We start from the raw sequence: 21415 nt of genomic DNA, 5'->3' as shown, positions 1-21415 counted from the left end.
AATTACATATTAAGGCTGTTTGGGAGGCTGCGCGTCGATTTTCTCTCCATGGGTGCCCGCGCTGTCGGGCCCCATTAGCCATAAATAAGTCGGCATAATATCGTCAGGGGTGCGCAAGCGGGCAGGATCTTCGCCAGGATAAGCAGTGCGACGCATTTGCGTACGCGTCGCACCTGGATTGAGCGTATTCACGCGCACGTTAGGTTGACTATCCAGTTCGTCAGCCAGCACTTCTACGAAGCCTTCCGTTGCAAACTTAGACACAGCATAGGCCCCCCAATAAGCCCGCCCTTTGCGCCCGACACTCGAAGACGTAAAAATCACCGACGCATCGTTGGCACGCTGCAATAACGGCAACAAGGCCTGCGTCATCCAAATAGGGCCGTTGATATTGACCTGCATGACACGCTCCCAGAGCGCGGGATCATACTGTTCAAAAGGGGTTATACGTCCTAGTAAGCCAGCGTTATGCAACAAACCATCAAGACGCCCGAATTCTTTATCGAGCGTGTCGGCCATCTCCTGATAGTCTTTTAATGTCGCCCCCTCAAAATTAAGAGGAAAGATCGCGGGTTGAGGGCCACCTTGGGCCTCAATCTCATCGTACACCTGCTCAAGTTTTGAAATGGTGCGGCCAAGAAGGATCACGGTCGCGCCATGGCGTGCATAGCTAAGCGCCGCGGCCCGACCAATACCGTCACCAGCGCCCGTCACCAGCACGACACGGTCGTGGAGTACATCGGGCGCTGGCTGATAATCAATTTTACATGTCATCGCAGACCCTCCTCTTATCTTCGCCCTGGTTAACTGCCTTGGCGAAGGAAATCATCGGCTAGCCCCGCTGCACTGCTTTGCGGGTAATCATCCTGTACTTGTTCGAGAAGCGCACGACTCGCCTCCGCTTCGCCTTGACGGGCTTTGACTAGGCCTAACTTATACAACGCATCGGGCACCTTGCTACTGCCATCGTAGTTATCAATCACACGGGTAAATGATTGTTCAGCAGCATCCAACTGGCCTTCCGCTGAATAAAGCTCACCCAGCCAATAATGGCCGTTGGCCGTTAGGCTAGTATCGGGGTGCGCTTCGACAAAGGCTTCAAAGGCAGCAATGGCTTCATCAAAGCGGCGTGCCTGGACGTGGGCAAAGGCAGCTTGATAGGCATCCCGAGCCTCTTCACTGACGTCGCGAGAGGATGGTGCGCTCGCCACTTCTTCGGCCACTTCCGGCTCAACCTCGGGGGTCGACTCTTCGATTTGACTCGGACGACTGCTCATCAAGCGGTCTTCTATGTCGAGATACTGCTGCTGTGACTGGCGACGCAGCTGCTCCATCTGGTGGCGTAGCTCCTCAATTTCGCCACGCAGCCGCTGAATTTCTTGCTGGTGCTCCTGAACCTGGTTGAACAACACCAGGCTGCCACTGGAAGAGTTTTGGGTTTGCGCTTGTTCATAAAACCCACTGCCAGAACCGGATAGGTCTTCGACAACGGGTTGTTGTGCAACACTGACTAAGGGCAATACGGATAGCGGGAGCGCTAAGGCTCCCGCACCGCACAGCCTCTCAACGTAACGCTTGAGACTGTGATTCATGATGACTCCAAAATGACTAAAGCGAATTATTTCTCCCGCGGGTCATCAATAATTGAACACAACGCGGCGGTTTTGTGAATACGCTGCTTCACTTTGACCACGCTCTGCAGGACGCTCTTCACCGTAGCTCACCACACTCATTTGCGATGGCGACACACCCTGAATGTTCAGGAATCGCTCAACGGCATTGGCACGACGCTCGCCAAGAGCCATGTTGTATTCGCGGGTACCGCGCTCGTCGGTATGACCGTGCAACACGACATTGGCGTTAGGGTTTGAGCGGAGGTAGCGCGCATGAGCTAACACGACGGATTCGTATTCGCTCTTAATTGTGTCGCGATCGTAATCAAAGTAGATGGTTTTGACATCTGGGATACGAGAGTCAGCTTGTTGGCCCCGATCAGCGCCCGAGGTGCCGCTGCCGTATTGACCACTTGTACCTGCCCCAGCTGTCGTGCTGCCTGTGCCGTCACGGCCAGTCTGGCTGCCAGATAAATCCCCATCTTGAGTTCCGCCGGTGCTGGAACAGCCAGCAATAACTGCAAGAGATAACGCGACTGCCAATGAGCGAGCCAACGGTTTAAGTTGCATAATCAGACTCCTTGTCTGAAAAATGTGAATGTACTTCATTCGTTTAAGAACGGCGACCATGCGGGGTCACGCACATCACCTTGTGCTGCGGGAAGCCTGAATGACGAACGGCCATCGGCGGAAACGGCACTCAGCACCCCAGTGTTACCTTGTTGGGTAGCGAAGATTACCATGGTCCCGTTCGGCGCAACACTAGGAGATTCATCACGGGTGGAATCACTCAGCGTGATCAAGCGGCCACTCTCAATATTCTGCCGAGCAACTTGAAAACCACGATCCGAACGGTGAATAAGAAAGATGTCATCGCCGTCAGGTGAGAATCGTGCCCGGGCATTATAATTACCGGTAAAGGTCATACGCTCGGTTTCGCCGCTGCCAAGCGTGTGCTGATAAATTTGTGGGCCACCGCTGCGGTCAGAGGTGAAAAGCAGGCGGTTGCCATCCGGCGACCAGGCAGGCTCGGTATCAATACTGTTGTTTTGCGTGATGCGGGTTAACGAGCGATCCGCAATCTCCATGATGTAGATCTCAGGTTGCCCGTCTTTGGACAACGACATAGCCAGCCGGCGACCATTGGGTGACCAGACGGGCGCGCCGTTAATCCCTTCAAAGGAGGTAATGCGAGCACGATTACCGCTATTAACTTCCTGTACAAAGATTTCAGGGCGCCCACTCTCGAAGGAAACGTAAGCAAGCTTGCCGCCATCCGGCGACCAGGCGGGCGATAAAATCGGCTGATCCGACGTCAAAATCTGCTGGCTGTTGCGACCATCGGCATCGGCAACGTACAGACCGTAAGCGGTGTTATCCCCCACCCCCTGGGCAGTCACGTAGGCAATACGCGTCGAGAAGGCGCCCCGAATATCAGTGATCGCCTCAAAAATCTGATCGCTGATGTAATGAGCGGCACCACGCAGGTCACCTTCGCGAGCGGTAACGGTCTCACTCATCATGCGCTGCTGACCGCTGATGTCCATCAGGTCATACTGAATCCGGTAGCCTTCACTGGTGCGCTCGGCTTGTCCAACCACCAAGTAACGAACATCGAGTGAACGCCAGGTGCTGAATCGGACGTCGCTTGCTTGACTTGGCTGTTCAAACATCGAGCTGCGCTCTAGAGGGTCAAAAGAACCGCTGCGCTCCAGATTATTATGAATAATTTGCGCCACGTCTTCGGGCATTCCTTGCGAGCCCTCAAACGGCACTACGCCAATGGGTAGCGCTTCGTCGCTACCGCGGGTTATCTCTATGGTTAAGTTTGCACTCGCAACCGAGCTCATTGCGAGCAATAAACAGAATAGCCATGCCTTACTTATGGTGTGCATCAGCGAACATCCCCCGGGGTAAATCGCAGATTGAATTGACGTAAATTGCGCTGCTGTTCGGTTGGCAACTCGCGTAGTTCGCCGAACGGTGCTGCATGCTCAACTGCTTGCATCGCCGAGCGGTCAAACGTGTTATTACCACTAGACGACACCACCGACGTCGCCAATACCTCGCCAGACGGGCCTAACCTGACTTGAAGCGTAGCACTCATTGAGTCACCTGCCTCTGACGGGATAATCCATGCCTGCTCAACGGCCCGCTTGACGATCGTCAAGAAGCTGTTGGCGGCTTGCGCAGCCTGGCGTGCCTCAGCAGCAGCCTGGGCTTCACCTTCTAGCTGGCGCTGCATGGCGGCTTCCGCCTCTGCCTGGAGGCGCTGCTGTTCTTCAGCTTCACGCTGGCGCTGGGCCTCCGCTTCGGCTTCTTCCTGACGGCGCTGTTGTTCAGCTTCACGCTCACGTTCGGCTTCTGCCTCTGCTTCACGCTGACGTTCGGCCTCCGCTTCAGCCTCTTCTTGGCGACGTTGCTCTTCGGCTTCACGCTGGCGCTGGGCCTCAGCTTCCGCCTCTTCCTGTTGGCGCTGCTCTTCGGCTTCGCGCTGACGCTGGGCCTCAGCTTCCGCCTCTTCCTGGCGGCGTTGCTCTTCGGCTTCACGCCGTTGCTCGGCCTCGGCTTCTTCCTGACGGCGCTGTTGCTCAGCTTCGCGCTGGCGTTCGGCCAACGCTTCGGCTTCTTCTTGGCGACGCTGCGCCTCAGCTTCAGCTTCGGCTCTAGCCTCTTCAAGGGCTTGAGCTTCTGCCTCAGCGGCTTCTCGCTCGGCTTGTTCCTCAGCGGCTTGCGCTTGCTCGGCGGCTTCTTCATCCTCCGACTGGGTGTCGACGACGGGTTCTTCGGCCGTCTCATCAGCGGCTTCCATCGCCGCTGATTGATCGTTGGCTTGTGGGGCCTGGTCAGTGTAGGCGTCGGTACGAACCAACGTTGCCTGAACGATAGACGACGAATCCGGTTCAGCGTCTCCCTCAGGCCAATGAATCACCGATATCAGCACGATCAACAAATGCACCGCAACTGCGAAAATAACTGGCCAGGTATAGCTAACGTCTTGAGGATCACGAGGTTTCTTTACAGCCATGTCCTGTGCGCCCTTACTCATTCCGTGGCGGCTCAGAAATGAGCCCCACGTTGGCGACGCCCGAACGCTGCAAAGTGCTCATTAAGACGACGACTTCACCATAAGCCACGCTTTGGTCGCCCCGCACCATCACGGGGGTATCAGGACGCTGTCCTAAGATGGCGTTAACCCGGCTGGTGATTTCATCAAGGGATACCTGAGTTGCCTCGTCACCCAGGCTAATGTGATAGGCGCCCTCTCGATCAATGGAGATGATGATCGGGTCGCTATCGTCCTGGCTTTCAATTGGCTCTGAGTTAACCTGAGGCAGCTCCACATCCACCCCTTGATTTAACATTGGAGCGGTAATCATGAAGATGACCAACAAAACCAGCATGACATCAATAAAGGGGACAACGTTAATTTCGCCCATGGGCTTTTGCTGTCCGCCGCGTTTAAACGGTCCTTGCATGGGGTTACTCCCTTAGCTTGACGCGCTGTCACGCCCTTGCAGGTTACGATGCAAGATAGCGTGAAATTCTTCGGCGAAATCTTCGTATTTGCCCAGCAGACGGCCAGCGCTATTGGAGAGTCGGTTGTAGAAAATAACCGCGGGAATCGCAGCAAATAGCCCCATCGCCGTCGCAATCAAGGCCTCTGCAATCCAAGGAGCGACCGTGGCCAGGGTGGCTTGCTGCGTCATCGAAAGCGATTGGAAAGACCCCATAATGCCCCATACGGTGCCAAATAACCCGATATAGGGGCTGGCAGAGGCAACCGTTGCCAGGAACACCAGATGCTGCGTGAGCCGGTCTTCTTCACGTGACCAAGCCACCCGCATGCTGCGTTGAACACCTTCCAAAATCGTTGAGGTATTGCGCGTTTTAGGCATTAAACGATTGAATTCGCGGAATCCCGCTTGAAAAACATGCTCAGCACCGTGGCGAGGGTCGTCGGTGGGAATTTCCCGGTAAAGCTCATTTAAATCAACGCCTGACCAGAATGTTTCCTCGAACTGGGCATATTCATTTTGAGCACGGCGAATGGCAATGCCGCGTTGGAAAATCACTATCCACGAGAGTATCGATCCCACTGCTAAGAGCAGCATGACCAGTTGAACCACAAAACTGGCATTCATGACCAGGTGGGGAATAGACATGGCATTATCGTTCACAAGTGCCCTCATCAATCATTAATAAGTGTGGAAATAACCTGCCCGCATCGTGAATCACATTACCGACTTGAGTGCAGACGGCCATGCCATGGGGCGAAGATGCTGCGCGCTTAAGCACGCTATCTCGACCGTGGCAGCACAAAGACGTTCCGTTCCCCGCCACACGCACTGCTCAAATGTCATTCGGCAGCGGCCAATACTGACCACTTCGGCACTGACCTCAAGCGCATCGTCTAACCGCGCAGGTTGGGTGTAGTGACAGGACAAGCGATATACCACTAGCTGCGTGCCTTCGTCCAGCAGCGATTGTTGGTCAAGCCCCTGGGCTCTCAGCCATTCGCTGCGGGCACGCTCCATAAACTTCAGGTAGTTAACGTAGTAGACAATACCGCCCGCGTCTGTATCTTCCATGTAAACGCGAACCGGAAAGCGTAACGATTGACTCATGGGCGCTGCTCACCCTGGGGTTCAATGGCCGCTTCATGGGGTACGCGTTCAAAATGCAGCCAGGCCTGGCGCGTGACAACCCGTCCTCTTGGGGTTCGCATCATCAACCCTTGTTGAATTAAGTAAGGCTCAATGACGTCTTCGATGGTGTCACGCTCTTCGCTGATAGCAGCAGAGAGCGAATCGACGCCCACCGGGCCGCCGTCGAATTTATCGATCATCGCCAATAGCAATCGCCTGTCCATATGGTCTAAACCGTGGTGGTCGACATTGAGCATATTGAGTGCGGCATCGGCCAACGTAGCATCGACGACGCCGTTGCCTTTCATTTCAGCGTAGTCACGCACTCGGCGCAGCAGCCTGTTGGCTATCCGCGGGGTTCCCCTCGACCGGCGCGCCACCTCAACGGCCCCCTCATGATGAGCTTCTACGCCCAACAGTTTGGCTGAACGGGTGACGATTTCAGTCAGTTCCGTTAGATTGTAAAACTCCAGCCGCTGGACAATGCCAAAACGGTCGCGCAATGGCGAGGTGAGTAGCCCGGCTCGCGTAGTCGCCCCAACCAGCGTAAAGCGTGGTAAATCCAACTTAATCGAACGCGCGGCGGGCCCTTCCCCGATCATAATATCGAGCTGGAAATCTTCCATCGCCGGGTAAAGCACTTCCTCGACCACGGGCGACAAGCGGTGGATTTCATCAATAAACAGGACGTCGCCCGGCTCTAAATTCGTCAGCATCGCGGCTAAATCACCGGCACGCTCTAATACCGGGCCGGAGGTAGCTTTAAGCCCGACGCCCATTTCCGTGGCAATAATGTTCGCCAAGGTGGTTTTACCCAGGCCGGGGGGGCCAAATACCAGGGTATGATCCAGGCTTTCGCCGCGCAGCCGGGCAGCACCAATGAATATTTCCAGCTGTTCGCGTACCCGCGGTTGGCCGATATAGTCTTGGAGCCGTTTAGGACGAATCGCATGGTCGATGCGGACTTCACCCTGCTCTGGTTCAGCGGCAATCAATCGATCGTGCTCTAGCATAAGCGCTCTTTTTTACGTCCATCGTTAAAGGCGAGAACATTATCGCGATTAGCCCTTCATACGCTGCGTCAGCGCCGCTTTAATGAGTGCTTCGGTCGACTGAGAGCTGTCGAGATCCGCCAGCATCTTTGAGGCTTCGGTCAATTTATAGCCAAGGCTTACCAGGGCAGCCTCAGCATCCGCCACGCTGTTGCGTGTAGCGCTCTGACCGTTGCTAGCTTCAAGCAGTAGCGACCCGTCCTGACCATTCTCCCATTCGGGAAAACGGTCACGCATTTCGATGATGAGTCGATCAGCGGTTTTCTTACCCACACCGGGAAGCTTGGTTAAAGCTTTGCTGTCATCATCGCGCACGCAGCGCATAAAAGCATCTTCGTCCATGCCCGACAAGATGCCCAATGCCAGCTTTGGCCCAACGCCATTGACCTTAATCAAAGCACGAAACAGGGCGCGTTCGTGCGCACGGCCAAACCCATAGAGCAGGTGCGCGTCGTCACGAATACTTAGATGGGTATATAAAAAAACCTGCTCCCCGACCGACGGTAGTGCGACCAGCGTCGTCATCGACGCTTCTAACTCATACCCCACTCCCTGTACATCGACGACAATCCAGGGAGGTTGCTTGTCTATTAACTGGCCTTGAAGCCGTCCAATCATATTTACGCTCGCGCTAAGCAAAACCAACCGCCACTATAAAGCGACTCTGTACAAGTGACCAGTGGTTTGCGTGCCACTAAGACAGCCGCCAACGGCCTGTCGAGCGGCGGCGACCATTGCCTCGGGCGGACAACGTTGGCACACCGTTGCTCGCGTAGGCATGGGTCAACGCGATAGCTAACGCGTCCGCGGCATCCGCTTGCGGCGAGTCGGCAAGCCGCAAAATAGCCGTCACCATGTGCTGTACCTGGCCCTTATCAGCGCCCCCCTGGCCGGTGACGGCTTGCTTAATTTGTCGCGCGGCATATTCGTCAATCGCTAGACCGTGATTAGCCATGCACACCAGCGCCGCCCCTCTTGCCTGGCCGAGTTTTAGCGCTGAATCAGGGTTTTTGGCCATAAAAACGCGTTCTATCGCCACCGCATCAGGCCGATGCAAGCCCACTACTTCACCAAGGCCGGCGTATATTTGGGCTAACCGCTGCTCCAGCGCGCCTTCAGCGGTGCGAATACAGCCGCTGGCGACATAACGCGGCACTACCCCGACAAGATCGATAACGCCGTAGCCGGTGATCCGCGAGCCGGGGTCAATGCCCAGAATTCGCAGCGATGAAGGGGAGGATGTTGCCTGCATATGACAGCACTCGGGTGATCCATACAAAAACACCGACGCCTGGGCGCCGGTGTTACAAGGACATTCATCGCTTACTCAGCGGTGGATTCCGCCTTGGCTTTTTGACGCAGACGAATGTTGAGGTCTTTTAGCTGCTCCGCGCTAACCTCGCCCGGCGCGTCGGTCATTAAGCACGCAGCGCTTTGGGTTTTCGGGAAGGCGATAACTTCACGAATCGTTTTGGCACCGGCCATCAGCATCACCAAGCGGTCTAAACCAAATGCCAGGCCGCCATGGGGTGGCGCGCCGTACTGCAGGGCATCGAGTAAGAAGCCAAATTTCTCCTGTGCCTCTTCTTCGCCAATCCCCAAAATATCAAACACCGTGCTTTGCATGGTTTGATCATGAATACGGATTGAACCGCCGCCAAGCTCAGTGCCGTTAAGCACCATATCGTAGGCGCGAGATAGCGCGTTGGCCGGGTCGGCCTTGAGCGCTTCTGGCGAACATGCAGGCGCAGTAAAGGGGTGATGCAATGGGCTGAGTCGACCGTTATCGTCTGCTTCAAACATCGGGAAGTCGACCACCCAAAGCGGTGCCCATGCTTGGGTATACAGATCCAGGTCTGCGCCCAATTTAACTCGCAGCGCGCCAATGGCTTCATTCACAATGCGCGCCTTGTCGGCGCCAAAGAAGATAATGTCGCCATCTTTGGCATCAACACGGTCGAGTAGCTCCTCCACCACGTTTTCCATGAACTTCACAATCGGCGACTGCAGGCCCTCAAGTCCTTTAGCCCGTTCGTTAACTTTGATCCAGGCCAGCCCTTTTGCGCCGTAGATACCCACGAACTTGGTGTATTCGTCGATTTCCTTGCGCGATAGCGATGCGCCGCCGGGTACTTTTAATGCAGCAACACGACCATCGTCAGCCGAAGCGGGGCCAGAGAAGACTTTGAAGTCGACCTGTTTCATCAGATCATCTACATCGGTCAGCTCGAGTGGAATGCGCAAATCCGGCTTGTCAGAACCGAATCGATCCATGGCTTCCTGCCAGGTCATACGCGGAAAAGCGGGTAACCCGACGTCGAGAACCTCCTGGAAGAGTTGGCGAATCATGGACTCGGTGATGTCCATAATGTCGTTTTCTTCGACGAACGAGGCCTCGATATCGATCTGTGTGAACTCAGGCTGACGGTCAGCGCGCAGATCTTCATCGCGGAAGCACTTGGCAATTTGATAATAGCGATCAAACCCAGCCACCATCAGTAACTGCTTGAACAGCTGTGGTGACTGCGGTAGCGCAAAGAAGCTACCGGCGTGAGTACGGCTGGGTACCAAGTAGTCACGTGCCCCTTCTGGCGTCGCACGTGTGAGCACCGGCGTTTCAATATCCAAGAACCCTTGGTTCTCAAGAAACGCACGAACGGTGTGCGATATCCGTGAGCGCAGGCGCAGCTTGTCGATCATGTCGGGGCGGCGTAAATCAATGTAGCGGTGCTTTAGACGCACCTCTTCACCCACTTTGCCGTGTTCATCAAGCTGGAAAGGTGGCGTAACCGCGGTATTGAGCACCTCGACACTTTTTGCCAGTACTTCAATCATCCCAGTGGGCATATTGGGGTTTTGCGTTCCTTCAGGGCGCGGCCGAACACGGCCCGAAATGCGCAGAACGTACTCACTGCGGGCGCGGTCGGCATTGGCAAACGCCTCGGCGGTATCCGGATCCACTACGAACTGAGCGACGCCGTCGCGATCGCGCATATCGAGGAAGATAACCCCACCGTGGTCACGGCGGCGATGCACCCATCCGCATACGGTGACCGTCTGGTCCACCAATGTTTCGTTCAGCTGGCCGCAATAATGACTGCGCATGTTTCATCCTGTTGTGTTTCGTGGCAAAGAGGGATCATGGGTCTTTCGACCCTAACAACGTCGGCTAGGCCGCCGTGTCTTTTTTCTTGGGCGTTTGACTGTCGCCTTTTTGGCTGCTGGTCTCTGTAGTCGTGCCCTTCGCGTCAGCAACCAAATTCTTTTTGCTGCCGGTTTTAAAATCTGTTTCGTACCAGCCACCGCCCGCTAAACGAAAGCCCGCCGCCGATACGAGGCGCGATAAGCTATCGCGTTCACAGGCGGGGCAGTCCGTCAGCGGCTCTGCGCTAATTTTTTGCAATTTATCCATGCGATGGCCGCAGGCCTTGCACTCATATTCATAGATGGGCATGTTGATGACTCCTAAAAAGCTCAACTCCGACAATACAGCAGCATCAAGGCTGCCAAGCTGCGATATGCGGCCCGTCGGGATAAATTCCAAGGCGATGATTATTCACGCCGAGTTATTATACCCTTTTGTGCCCCCTGCCGAGCAAGGCTATGCGTCACCAGTGGGTTTTGGAGATCAAAAAAATGCTTAATGCAGTGATGTTGGATGCCGAAAGTCTCGGCCCACAAATTGATTTAGCGGCTATCCGCAGCGTGGTATCGCATCTCGAGGTTTTTGGCCAAAGTACAACGCAGCAAGCCCGGGAGCGTCTGGCTAATGCCGACATAGCGATTGTAAATAAAGTCGTCTTAGATGCCGAGACGCTCCAGCAGCTTCCTTCGCTTAAATTAATTTGCGTGCTCGCCACTGGGCTTAACAATATTGATTTAGATGCAGCCAAGCACCAAGATATTGTGGTCAAAAACGTCGCTGCTTACGGTACCGCGAGTGTCTCGCAACACACCCTGATGCTCATGCTGACGCTCGCCAACAGATTGCCTCTTTATCAGCGCGACCTGACAGCGGGTGCATGGCAGCAAAGTGATTTCTTTTGCTTGCAACATTACCCAACGCTGCAGCTGGCAGGCAAACACTTAGTGATGGTCGGTCAAGGCGAGCTGGGCTCGGAAGTCGCACGCTTGGCTGAAGCGCTGGGTATGCACATCAGCTTTGCGGCTCGTCCGGGTAACGAAGCCAAGGATGATCGCCCCTCGCTAGACGAATTAATGCCCCAAGCCGACGTCATTAGCCTTCACTGCCCGCTGAATGAGTCGACCCATCATTTGATTAACGCAGCAAGGCTGGCCAAGGCTAAGCCATCGTTACTGCTCATTAATTGCGCCCGCGGGGGGATTATCGACGAAGAAGCCGCGTTATCGGCGTTGCGCGACCAACAAATCGGAGGCCTAGCCGTGGATGTACTGCCTCATGAGCCACCCCGGGATGGCCATCCGCTGCTCGCGGCGTTGGACGAGCCGCTCAACTTAATTGTTACGCCGCATAACGCCTGGGTTACCCCAGAGGCACGGCAAAATATTGTCAGCTTAACCGCTGACAATATTCGCCAATGGAAAGCGGAAAATTAATAAGTGGCAAAATGATCCGGGGCGTGGCATTGATCCAACACGTCAAACTCGACGTGGGTCACCTGCGCCCCTTCAGGGCCCTTCCATAGCCATTCACTCACGAGTTTGACACCCTCACGGCTGCCGCAAAGCAGCACTTTAACGCGACCATCAGGTAAATTTTTAGCGTAGCCAGTGAGGTTCTGCGCAAGCGCCTGGTGCTGAGTGGAACGCCGAAACAACACACCTTGCACCTTCCCTGTCACCCATGCACGGACACAACAGTCTGCCATTGCTCCCTCCTCTATGCCTTCTTAACGATGATCCTCATTCAGCGTGTGCTGAATCAGGACAGCGCTATTGCGCGGTACCAATGGGCGCCCACGCCGCACTAATAACGAACGTGTAAACGCCGCACCAAACAACAGGATAAGCGATGAGTAGTAAACCCACAGTAGAATCATTACCACCGACCCTGCCGCACCGTAGGTTGAAGCAGTTGCCGTGTAGGCAAGATACATTGCAATGACGCTGCGACCAATCGTGAACAATACGGCGGTTACTAACGCGCCGATCAGAACATCCTGCCAACTCAACACAACGTCGGGCAATACCTTAAAAATCGTCGCAAAAAGCAGTGCCACCACGAATAACGACACCAGCGATTCGGCTAACTGACTCAGAAAACCAACAAAGGGAAGCAGATGATCCGCCGCGTTAAGCAATCCCCGCAGGGCAACGCCTATCACCAACGACACCAGCAATATAAAGCCGATCGATAACACCACCGTTAGCGAGAGCAGTCGATTTTTAATAAAGACCAGTGCCCCATTAGCGCTGGGCTTAGCGGTCACGCCCCAAATCGTATTAAGCGAAAATTGCATTTGCGCAAACACTGTCGTCGCCCCAACGACTAGGGCGGCAAGACCTAACAGGGTGGGCATGATGCCGGCTTCTTCTATTCGCGACTGGGCGACGGCTTGCTCAACCATCAACGCAGCATCAGCGCCCATGGTACCTTGCAATTGAGCCACAATTTGTCCCTGGGCGGCTTCCTCTCCCAATACAAGACCGATCACACTGACCGCAATAATGATGGTAGGGGCTAAAGAAAACAGCGTATAAAAAGCAAGGGAACCCGCATAGCTGAATGCATTGCGATGCAGCCATAACGTAGCTGAATCTTTGATCACGTTGCCCCAAAAATAAACGCTGCGTTTCAGCATTACGATCCCCTAATTTGGCTTGTATGATCAACAATTAACGACACAAAGCCACTAGCATACCCAATATAATGGATTGATGCAGAGGGACATTGCGCCGCCTAATCAACCCCACCATAATGATGTTCCCTTCTAAACGCGGATACAGGACAGCCTTCATGGCAAACGATGCCCCTCATCCGGCCCAAGCGTATGACTTCGACTGCCTGGTTTTCATAGGCCGCTTCCAACCACCTCATCTGGGTCACCTGGCGGTTATTCGTGAGGCACTTAAACAAGCCCGCCAAGTAATCGTGTTAGTGGGCTCGTCTTGGCAGGCGCGTTCGCTGAGAAACCCTTGGCGTTTTGAAGAGCGCCACGCGATGCTTCGCTCGGGCTTTGATGAGGAAGAAAATCAGCGCCTAGAAATCACCCCGTTGCTTGATGCGCTATATAACGACGATGTGTGGGTTCGGGACGTCCAGCGTAAAGTGCGTGACTTAGCGACCCCGGCCAACGCCCGGCTACCGCGGATCGGTCTCATCGGGGCAAGCAGAGGGCAATCCAGCTATTACCTATCGTTATTTCCGCAGTGGGAATCGGTCAGCGTTCCGTTGGTAGAAGGAATTTCCGCTAGCCGTATTCGCGAGCGTCTTTTCCGCTCGCCCGGCGCTACTAATGATTATCTCAGCACCGGGGCCTATCACGATTTGCCACCAGGTGTGGTCGAAGGTGTACAGCAATTCTGCGGCGGCAGCGATTACGAGCAATTGTTGGAAGAGCAACGTTTGCTCGACCAATATCGTCAAGCTTGGCAACAAGCGCCCTACCCGCCTATTTTTGTCACGGTCAATGCCGTGGTCGTGCAATCGGGACACGTTTTACTGGTGCGGCGCACATCGGCACCGGGTAAAGGGCTATTCGCCTTGCCGGGAGGCTTTATTAACCCCCACGAACGGTTGCTGGATGCATGCCTACGCGAGCTGCGTGAACGCATTCGCTTAAAAGTACCTGAGCCAGTCCTTAAGGGATCGTTGAGAGGCCAGCGTTTATTTGACGAGCCCCATCGCAGTTGGCGAGGGCGCACGCTCGCCGAGGCGTTTTATTTTGCCTTGCGCCCCGACCAGCAGCTACCGCGCTTAAAACCCGTTAAAGGGGGTGATCACGCCCGCTGGGTAGCATTGGCTGACTTGGAGCCTGATAGTCTTTTTGAAGATCACTTTTTTATTATTCAAAATTTTCTAGGCTTGCCTGCTGATTTCAGCGCGATGCAAACCCATTAGCGCCTAGCTAGCCTTGTAAAAAATCCCGCGGCAACTTCATCATTTGCCGCCATAAGCGCTCTACGCCGGGTTTATGCACCAAAGAACAGCGATAGAGACGTATTTCCAAAGGAATATCCCAATTCGCTTCAGCCGCGCGAACCAAGCGCCCACTCTTAAGCTCTTCGCGGATACAAAAATCGGGAATCCAGGCCACCCCCACGCCTTGTAGCACCATGCCCTTTAACCCCTCCGCCATGGCGGTTTCGTAAACGGTGCGTAGTTTCATCCGTAGCGGATCGTTCTTTAACAGCATACGGACACTGCGGCCTAAAAAAGCCGCCTGGGTATATGCCAAATAAGGAACAGAGGTATCGTGCTGAAGAGAAAACAACGGCTTCCCCTGCGCATCGGGCAGTGAGACCGGTAGCATATTAACCTTGCCAATGGAAAAGGATGGGAACACCTCTGCATCCAGCTGCATGGTGGCAAAGGGATCATAGTAGCCCAGCATTAGATCACAGTTCCCCTCACGCAGAACGTGAATCGCTTCCCCAACATTCATCGCCACCAAGCGAGTGGGTAACTCGCCTAACCCTTTCTGCAGGCGCGATATCCAGGGCGGATAAAAGCTAAGCGCTAACGAGTGGGCCGCGACAATATCCAGCGCTTCGTTAGCCATCGAAAGCCCACGTAAATGGCCAAGCGACTCAGTCAGCTGTTCGACCAGGTTTCGCGCGGTGACTAGGAACAGCTGCCCTTCGGATGTCAGGCCAATGGGTGTGGTTGAGCGGTCTACCAGGGTGACACCGACGGCTTGTTCCAACGCGCGAATACGGCGGCTAAAAGCGGGCTGCGTGACATGGCGTTGCCTTGCTGAGGCGGAAAAACTTCTTGTGTTGGCCAAAGCAACAAAGTCTTCTAGCCATTTTGTTTCAAGGTTCACCCGTTACTCCTTGTGACCTTACGTATTAATAGGAACTTAAACCGCTCTACTGAACGGGGGCCATTAAATAGGCGGCTCGGGAAACAACTTTCTTCCACCAGGGGCGCTGGGCTATTTCATCGAGCCCGATACGGCGGCATTGGGAAAAGTCTTTTTCCAGCATCAGCTTCACTTGAGAGGCAATCGATGCACTGGGCATAAACGCGGTAATCTCAAAGTTTAAGCGAAAGGAACGATTGTCCATATTAACGGTGCCGACTGTGCATGCCTTGTTATCTACGAGCATGACTTTTTGATGCAAAAAACCTGGGAGATAACGGTATATTTTCACCCCTGCACGAAGCATATCAGGTAAAAACGAAAAAGCGGATAGGAAAACCAATAGATGATCGGGACGCTCGGGAATCATCACTCGAACGTCGACGCCGCGCATGGCGGCTAAGCGCAAAGCATCCTGCACGCCTTGGTCTGGCACAAAATAGGGGCTGGTCACCCAAAGCCGTTCTTGCGCACTTTGTATCACCTGCTGTATCAGCAAGCTCGCTGTGTCCTGTCGGTCGGCCGGTCCTGACGGTACTATTACCACGTGCTGGTCGCTGGCATAGGTTTTCTGGGGTTGCCAGTTAAGCGTAATAACTTCGCCTGTGGCCCAGTGCCAATCTTCCCAGAAGGCTTCCTGGAGCCCCATCACGCTAGGCCCTTGGAGCTTGAGGTGAGTATCTCGCCAATCGCCGTGATGTGGATCCTGCCCCAAATACTCAATACCGACGTTAAACCCACCTAGCCACCCTGCCTGTCCATCGACCACCATTACTTTGCGGTGATTACGAAAGTTTAACTGGAAAGGGTGTTTGAACCCGCGCGAGGATCGAAAGGCACTCACTTCAATACCTGAGAGTGCTAAATCATTTAAATAGCGATCGCTAAGTTTACGACTGCCCATTTCATCGTATAAGAAATAGACGCTTACGCCGCGCCGAACGGCTTGCTGTAGATGAGCCATCATACGGCGCCCAAGTGCGTCGTCTCGAACGATAAAAAACTGGAGCAAAATATAATGCTGCGCACGCTGCATGCCTTCAAACAGGCTTTCGAAGGTCTCCTCTCCGTCAATCAGTAGCGTTGCCTGATTGCCGTGCGTCATTGGCATCATGGCCAGTTGCTCAATCGCTTGAATATCAGCACTTTTTGACGTGACGGCGTATGGATCAACGTGGGTACGGTAGCGCACCAGCATGCGGCGTAGGATGTTATCCCGCACACCACGAGCAGTCACATAACCATAAAATCGCGGGCGCCCAAATAGCCAGTAAGCAGGCACAGCCACGTAGGGGAATGTTAATAGAGAGATAATCCAGGCGACGGCGCCTTGCGACGTTCGACTGGACATCAACGCCATCACGGCGGAAACAATCCCCAGTACATACATGATGAGTATGCCTGTCCCTAGCAACCACGAGGTCATAGTGGTGTCCTCATTCCGGGGTTAAATCCATTTCGCTGAGCTTACCAAGATGGATAAAGGCCCCGTCAGTGACGGGGCCTTCTAGGCCAAAAAAATACCCAGCAGGTGCAGTTTTTAAGCTGTTTGTGCGATGATTTCTTTCCACTTGGCCGGTCCTGTCTGGTGCACCGAGGTTCCAGCGCTATCCACTGCCACGGTGACCGGCATGTCTTCCACTTCAAACTCGTAGATAGCCTCCATGCCCAGGTCTTCAAAACCGACCACGCGAGATTTCTTAATCGCTTGGGCAACAAGGTAGGCAGACCCGCCTACCGCCATCAGATAAACCGCTTGGTTATCACGAATAGCGTCAATCGCTTCCTGGCCTCGCTCTGCTTTACCCACCATACCCAGCAAACCGGTTTGTTCAAGCATGGTGCGGGTAAACTTGTCCATTCGCGTGGCGGTAGTCGGCCCCGCAGGACCAACGACCTCATCGCCGATAGGATCAACGGGGCCCACGTAATAAATAAACCGCCCTTTCATATCCACCGGCAGCGGTTCACCTTTAGCAAGCATATCGACCATACGCTTGTGAGCAGCGTCGCGACCGGTTAGCAGCTTGCCATTTAACAGCAACGTATCGCCAGGCTGCCAGGTTTTAACGTCTTCCGGGGTGACGGTATCGAGATTAACCCGCTTGACGTTATCGCCCGCTTCGCGGGTAATTTCTGGCCAATCTTCAAGTTTGGGCGCCGGTAGCGCAACCGGACCCGAGCCATCCAGTGTGAAGTGCGCATGGCGAGTGGCCGCGCAGTTGGGAATAATGGCGACAGGCTTGTTGGCCGCGTGAGTTGGGAAGTCTTTGACCTTGATGTCCAGCACTGTCGTTAAACCGCCAAGCCCTTGGGCCCCAATGCCACTTTTATTCACTTTGTCGAAGAGCTCCAGACGCAGTTCTTCTGCTCGGTTGCTTGCACCACGCGCTTGAAGGTCTTGAATATCGATCGGATCAAGTAATGACTCTTTAGCGATCTCCATGGCTTTTTCAGCCGTGCCGCCAATCCCAATGCCTAACATACCAGGTGGGCACCAGCCGGCCCCCATTTTGGGCAGCTGTTCCATCACCCAGTCCACCACACTATCCGAAGGATTCAGCATAGCGAATTTGGATTTGGCTTCGCTACCTCCCCCTTTGGCCGCCACGTAAATATCAACTGTATTACCCGGAACGATTTTGTGGTGAATAATCGCCGGCGTATTGTCCTTGGTATTCTGACGCTTGCCGTCAGGATCCGCCAGAACAGATGCCCGCAGGACATTGTCGGGTAACTTATAGGCGCGCCGCACTCCTTCATTGACCATGTCATCAAGGCTCATCTCGGCATCCCAGGTGACATTCATCCCCACATGCACAAACACGGTCACAATACCGGTGTCTTGGCAAATGGGCCGATGGCCGGTGGCACACATCCGCGAGTTAATCAGAATTTGCGCAATGGCATCCTTGGCGGCAGGGTTCTCTTCACGCTCATAAGCGGCTGCCATGGCGTCAATAAAATCTTTGGGATGGTAGTAAGAAATGTACTGTAGCGCATCGGCAACGCTTTGAATCACGTCGTCCTGGCGGATCACGGTCATGGACAAACAACTCCTCGGTTATCGTCTTATCTGCAGCCTTTGCGGTTACTAATGCAGTGGCTGTCTCAGTTTCTGCGTGCCATAAGTATAACGTATTGCTATCGACCCGGCAGCCACTCGCTCCTCATATGCTGATGAACTCCCAGAAGCTGAACAGATATAGGAATACAAACAAGATAACGGTATAAATTATGAAGCATGTACTTGGCAGCCAGGACACCAATAAAGACGACGAGAGCCGACCATCATGCGCTCGATAACATTGCCACAGCGGTGGCACGACAGCCCTGCCCGCTCAAAAACGCTAAACCGCCACTGACGGCGTGGCTCTCCTGCGGCAATCGCCTGTTCAATCCATGGTTTTGTATTGGTAACACCCGCCTGTTGGTATGCTTGGCGTGTTATCTCGATAACGTAAGTCGCCAGCTGCTGTCGCTGGACGTCGGTTAAATCAACCGGACGTTGTTGCGGGTGGCACCGGGCAAAGAAAAGAATTTCTGAACGCAAATAATTGCCCAACCCGGCTACAAAGCCTTGATCGAGCAATAGTCCACCCAGGCGGCGACGCATAAAGCGTCGCGATTCCAGCCGTGTTAGTACGTCTTCGGGGGTAAGCTTCTGGCTGAGCAAATCAGGGCCTAACCGCGATAAAAACGGGTGATGAACCAAGTCGCTTTCATGCCAGAGAGAAATATCAGACGCGCTATACAGACTAGCCGCCCTGCCGTCTGCAATGAGGCGGACGCGCAACGAACGCTTGGTGCTCGGCGGTTTTGCGGCATTGTGAAGCTTCCAAACGCCGTACAGCTGATTATGTGAGTACAGCACCTGCTGGTTAGAAAAGCGCAGTAGCATCGCTTTTCCCCAGGTGTCGACCGCCGCTACGCGAACACCCTCTAACTCACTGGATTGCTTCGCCAGCTCGGGGAAGGCAAACCACGCATCGTCGACGACCCTGCCGCCAATTTGCCTTTGAATCCTGTCCGCTGCGCGACGAATTTCCGGCCCTTCAGGCATGCCTTAGCCTAGCGCCAGCTGTTTTTCTTTCATCTTATGCAGTTGATCGCGCAAACGTGCAGCTCCCTCAAACTCGAGGTTTTGCGCCGCTTCAAACATGGCATCTTCTAACTTACTAATCGCTGTAAGGAAATCGTGCTTGTTCATATTGGCCGTATCGTATTCGGCTGCGGCCTCGGCAACCTTACGATCGCTGCCGCGTTTACGGCTGTTTTTCTTGCCGGGCGCTTGGGCGGCTTCCATTATGTCGGTTACTGAGCGGGTAATCGTGGTGGGAGTAATGCCATGGGCTTCGTTGTGTGCCTTCTGCTTGTCACGCCGGCGCTCGGTTTCATCCATCGCCCGACGCATGGAATCAGTCACTCGGTCGCCATAGAGAATGGCTTTGCCCTGGGCGTTACGCGCGGCACGGCCAATGGTCTGGATCAATGAGCGCTCGTTACGCAGGAAGCCTTCTTTATCGGCATCGAGGATGGCGACCAGCGATACCTCAGGGATATCCAGACCTTCTCGAAGCAGGTTAATCCCCACCAGGACGTCGAATTTGCCAAGGCGCAAGTCACGAATGATTTCCACCCGTTCGACGGTATCGATATCCGAGTGCAAATAGCGCACGCGGATACCATGCTCGTCCAGGTATTCGGTCAAGTCTTCCGCCATACGCTTGGTGAGGGTCGTGACCAACACACGTTCGCCGACGTCCGTCCGCAGACCAATCTCTGATAGCAGGTCGTCAACCTGCGTGCTGGCTGGGCGCACCTCAATCTGGGGATCAAGCAAGCCGGTTGGGCGCACCACCTGCTCAACGACCTGACTTGCATGGTTGGCCTCGTAGGGGCCAGGAGTGGCCGATACGAAGATCGTTTGTGGAGAAATAGCCTCCCACTCTTCAAATTTCATAGGTCGGTTATCAAGGGCTGACGGTAAGCGGAAGCCATACTCAACAAGCGTCTCTTTGCGTGAGCGATCGCCTTTGTACATACCGCCCACTTGGGGCACGCTTACGTGGGATTCATCGATAAACAGCAGCGCATCATCGGGTAAGTAGTCAAAAAATGTCGGCGGCGGCTCGCCAGGCGCGCGGCCTGATAAATAGCGCGAGTAGTTTTCGATGCCGTTGCAGTAGCCCAACTCCAGCATCATTTCGATATCGTACAGGGTGCGCTGTTCAAGCCGCTGGGCCTCGACCAGTCGCTCGTGCTTACGCAGCCATTCCAGACGCTCTTTCAGCTCGGCTTTGATGTCATCAATCGCGCCTAAGATTGTTTCGCGTGGCGTGACATAGTGGGACTTAGGGTAGATCGTCATGCGCGGCACTTGGCCGCGCACATCACCCGTTAACGGGTCAAATAACCGTATTGTGTCGATTTCATCGTCGAATAACTCGACTCGAACCGCTTCTTCCTCTGCGTCAGCTGGGAAAATATCGATCACATCGCCCCGCACCCGATAGGTGCCGCGGCGGAAATCCATATCATTGCGGGTATATTGGAGTTCGGCCAGCCGTCGTAAAAAGGCGCGCTGATCAATTAATTCGCCACGCGTGAAGTGCAAGCGCATCTTCAGGTACTGGTCAGGATCACCCAGCCCGTATATGGCCGACACCGATACCACAATAAGGGCATCTCGCCGTTCCAAAAGTGCTTTAGTCGCCGACAAGCGCATTTGCTCGATGTGATCATTAATCGAGGCGTCTTTTTCAATAAAGGTATCCGACGACGGCACATAGGCTTCGGGCTGGTAGTAATCGTAATAGGAAACGAAGTATTCCACCGCATTGTCGGGAAAGAACGCTTTGAATTCCCCATAAAGCTGCGCCGCGAGCGTTTTATTGGGCGCCATGACAATCGTCGGGCGCTGCTGCTGCGCCACGATATTGGCCATGGTGAAGGTTTTACCCGACCCGGTCACACCCAGAAGCGTTTGATGGGCAAGCCCCGACTCAAGGCCACCAACCAACTCCTTGATGGCGTTGGGTTGATCGCCCGCGGGCTTAAACTTCGATTGCAACCGAAAATTCTTGCTCATCGTC

At 54.3% G+C, this 21415-nt stretch carries 22 protein-coding genes; 2 read left to right on the top strand and 20 right to left on the bottom strand.

The window, feature by feature from the left end:
* Window positions 1–9 precede the first annotated feature (9 nt).
* The 13 genes from BLR97_RS03155 to BLR97_RS03095 all read right to left on the bottom strand — a co-directional run bounded on the left by BLR97_RS03155 (window position 10) and on the right by BLR97_RS03095 (window position 10768).
* Window positions 10–774, bottom strand: a complete 765-nt coding sequence (locus tag BLR97_RS03155) for a YciK family oxidoreductase (RefSeq protein ID WP_089702396.1) — start codon at window positions 772–774, stop codon at window positions 10–12.
* A 29-nt stretch (window positions 775–803) separates the two neighbouring features.
* The gene (gene ybgF, locus BLR97_RS03150; protein WP_089702394.1) at window positions 804–1592 is read right to left on the bottom strand and encodes a tol-pal system protein YbgF; all 789 of its coding nucleotides are present in this window, start codon (window positions 1590–1592) and stop codon (window positions 804–806) included.
* 45 nt (window positions 1593–1637) lie between these two features.
* The gene (pal, locus tag BLR97_RS03145) at window positions 1638–2183 is read right to left on the bottom strand and encodes a peptidoglycan-associated lipoprotein Pal (protein ID WP_089702392.1); all 546 of its coding nucleotides are present in this window, start codon (window positions 2181–2183) and stop codon (window positions 1638–1640) included.
* 35 nt (window positions 2184–2218) lie between these two features.
* Window positions 2219–3508 carry a Tol-Pal system beta propeller repeat protein TolB gene (tolB, locus tag BLR97_RS03140; protein ID WP_089702390.1) on the bottom strand — a complete coding sequence of 430 codons (1290 nt, stop codon included), beginning with the start codon at window positions 3506–3508 and terminating at the stop codon, window positions 2219–2221.
* Window positions 3508–4641, bottom strand: a complete 1134-nt coding sequence (gene tolA, locus BLR97_RS03135; RefSeq protein WP_089702387.1) for a cell envelope integrity protein TolA — start codon at window positions 4639–4641, stop codon at window positions 3508–3510. The genes tolB and tolA overlap by 1 nt, the downstream gene beginning before the upstream one ends.
* A 13-nt stretch (window positions 4642–4654) precedes the next feature.
* A complete protein-coding gene (tolR, locus tag BLR97_RS03130; protein WP_089702385.1) occupies window positions 4655–5092 on the bottom strand; it encodes a protein TolR in 438 nt (145 codons plus the stop codon).
* 12 nt (window positions 5093–5104) lie between these two features.
* Entirely contained in the window at window positions 5105–5779 is a 675-nt protein-coding gene (gene tolQ / locus BLR97_RS03125) for a protein TolQ (RefSeq protein ID WP_244511158.1), read from the bottom strand.
* Window positions 5780–5848: 69 nt separating this feature from the next.
* On the bottom strand, window positions 5849–6241 hold the full coding sequence (gene ybgC, locus BLR97_RS03120; protein WP_089702381.1) for a tol-pal system-associated acyl-CoA thioesterase: 393 nt from the start codon (window positions 6239–6241) through the stop codon (window positions 5849–5851).
* Window positions 6238–7275 (bottom strand): Holliday junction branch migration DNA helicase RuvB, encoded by a 1038-nt coding sequence (ruvB, locus tag BLR97_RS03115; protein WP_089702379.1) that lies wholly within the window; start codon window positions 7273–7275, stop codon window positions 6238–6240. The genes ybgC and ruvB overlap by 4 nt, the downstream gene beginning before the upstream one ends.
* A gap of 48 nt (window positions 7276–7323) precedes the next feature.
* A complete protein-coding gene (ruvA, locus tag BLR97_RS03110; RefSeq protein ID WP_089702377.1) occupies window positions 7324–7932 on the bottom strand; it encodes a Holliday junction branch migration protein RuvA in 609 nt (202 codons plus the stop codon).
* A 76-nt stretch (window positions 7933–8008) separates the two neighbouring features.
* Window positions 8009–8566, bottom strand: a complete 558-nt coding sequence (ruvC, locus tag BLR97_RS03105) for a crossover junction endodeoxyribonuclease RuvC (RefSeq protein WP_089702375.1) — start codon at window positions 8564–8566, stop codon at window positions 8009–8011.
* Between the two features lie 71 nt (window positions 8567–8637).
* Window positions 8638–10419: an aspartate--tRNA ligase gene (aspS, locus tag BLR97_RS03100; RefSeq protein ID WP_089702373.1), complete on the bottom strand. Its 1782-nt coding sequence runs from the start codon at window positions 10417–10419 to the stop codon at window positions 8638–8640.
* A 64-nt stretch (window positions 10420–10483) separates the two neighbouring features.
* Window positions 10484–10768: an FmdB family zinc ribbon protein gene (locus tag BLR97_RS03095; protein WP_089702370.1), complete on the bottom strand. Its 285-nt coding sequence runs from the start codon at window positions 10766–10768 to the stop codon at window positions 10484–10486.
* A 182-nt stretch (window positions 10769–10950) separates the two neighbouring features.
* Between BLR97_RS03095 and BLR97_RS03090 the strand changes: the two genes are divergently transcribed.
* Complete coding sequence (locus tag BLR97_RS03090) at window positions 10951–11892, top strand: D-2-hydroxyacid dehydrogenase (RefSeq protein ID WP_089702673.1); 942 nt, start codon at window positions 10951–10953, stop codon at window positions 11890–11892.
* Here BLR97_RS03090 and BLR97_RS03085 read toward each other — a convergent pair.
* Together BLR97_RS03085 and BLR97_RS03080 are read right to left on the bottom strand one after the other, a co-directional pair.
* On the bottom strand, window positions 11889–12164 hold the full coding sequence (locus BLR97_RS03085) for an acylphosphatase (protein ID WP_089702368.1): 276 nt from the start codon (window positions 12162–12164) through the stop codon (window positions 11889–11891). The genes BLR97_RS03090 and BLR97_RS03085 overlap by 4 nt on opposite strands.
* A 21-nt stretch (window positions 12165–12185) precedes the next feature.
* Window positions 12186–13097 (bottom strand): YihY/virulence factor BrkB family protein, encoded by a 912-nt coding sequence (locus BLR97_RS03080; protein WP_089702366.1) that lies wholly within the window; start codon window positions 13095–13097, stop codon window positions 12186–12188.
* Between the two features lie 155 nt (window positions 13098–13252).
* Here BLR97_RS03080 and BLR97_RS03075 point away from each other — a divergent pair, with 155 nt between their 5' ends.
* A complete protein-coding gene (locus BLR97_RS03075; protein ID WP_089702364.1) occupies window positions 13253–14356 on the top strand; it encodes a bifunctional nicotinamide-nucleotide adenylyltransferase/Nudix hydroxylase in 1104 nt (367 codons plus the stop codon).
* 7 nt (window positions 14357–14363) lie between these two features.
* Here BLR97_RS03075 and BLR97_RS03070 read toward each other — a convergent pair whose 3' ends face one another.
* The 5 genes from BLR97_RS03070 to uvrB all read right to left on the bottom strand — a co-directional run bounded on the left by BLR97_RS03070 (window position 14364) and on the right by uvrB (window position 21411).
* A complete protein-coding gene (locus tag BLR97_RS03070; RefSeq protein ID WP_089702362.1) occupies window positions 14364–15281 on the bottom strand; it encodes a LysR substrate-binding domain-containing protein in 918 nt (305 codons plus the stop codon).
* A 46-nt stretch (window positions 15282–15327) separates the two neighbouring features.
* Window positions 15328–16746, bottom strand: a complete 1419-nt coding sequence (gene cls, locus BLR97_RS03065; protein ID WP_089702360.1) for a cardiolipin synthase — start codon at window positions 16744–16746, stop codon at window positions 15328–15330.
* Window positions 16747–16860: 114 nt separating this feature from the next.
* Window positions 16861–18366 carry a fumarate hydratase gene (locus tag BLR97_RS03060; RefSeq protein ID WP_089702358.1) on the bottom strand — a complete coding sequence of 502 codons (1506 nt, stop codon included), beginning with the start codon at window positions 18364–18366 and terminating at the stop codon, window positions 16861–16863.
* A gap of 189 nt (window positions 18367–18555) precedes the next feature.
* Entirely contained in the window at window positions 18556–19383 is an 828-nt protein-coding gene (nei, locus tag BLR97_RS03055; RefSeq protein WP_089702356.1) for an endonuclease VIII, read from the bottom strand.
* Window positions 19384–19386: 3 nt separating this feature from the next.
* Window positions 19387–21411: an excinuclease ABC subunit UvrB gene (uvrB, locus tag BLR97_RS03050; RefSeq protein WP_089702353.1), complete on the bottom strand. Its 2025-nt coding sequence runs from the start codon at window positions 21409–21411 to the stop codon at window positions 19387–19389.
* Between the last annotated feature and the right edge of the window lie 4 nt (window positions 21412–21415).

The sequence above is a fragment of the Vreelandella arcis genome, assembly GCF_900103865.1.
Lineage (GTDB): Bacteria > Pseudomonadota > Gammaproteobacteria > Pseudomonadales > Halomonadaceae > Vreelandella > Vreelandella arcis.
Note: the sequence above shows the minus strand (reverse complement) of the source record. Positions and strands in the feature narration are given on the sequence as shown.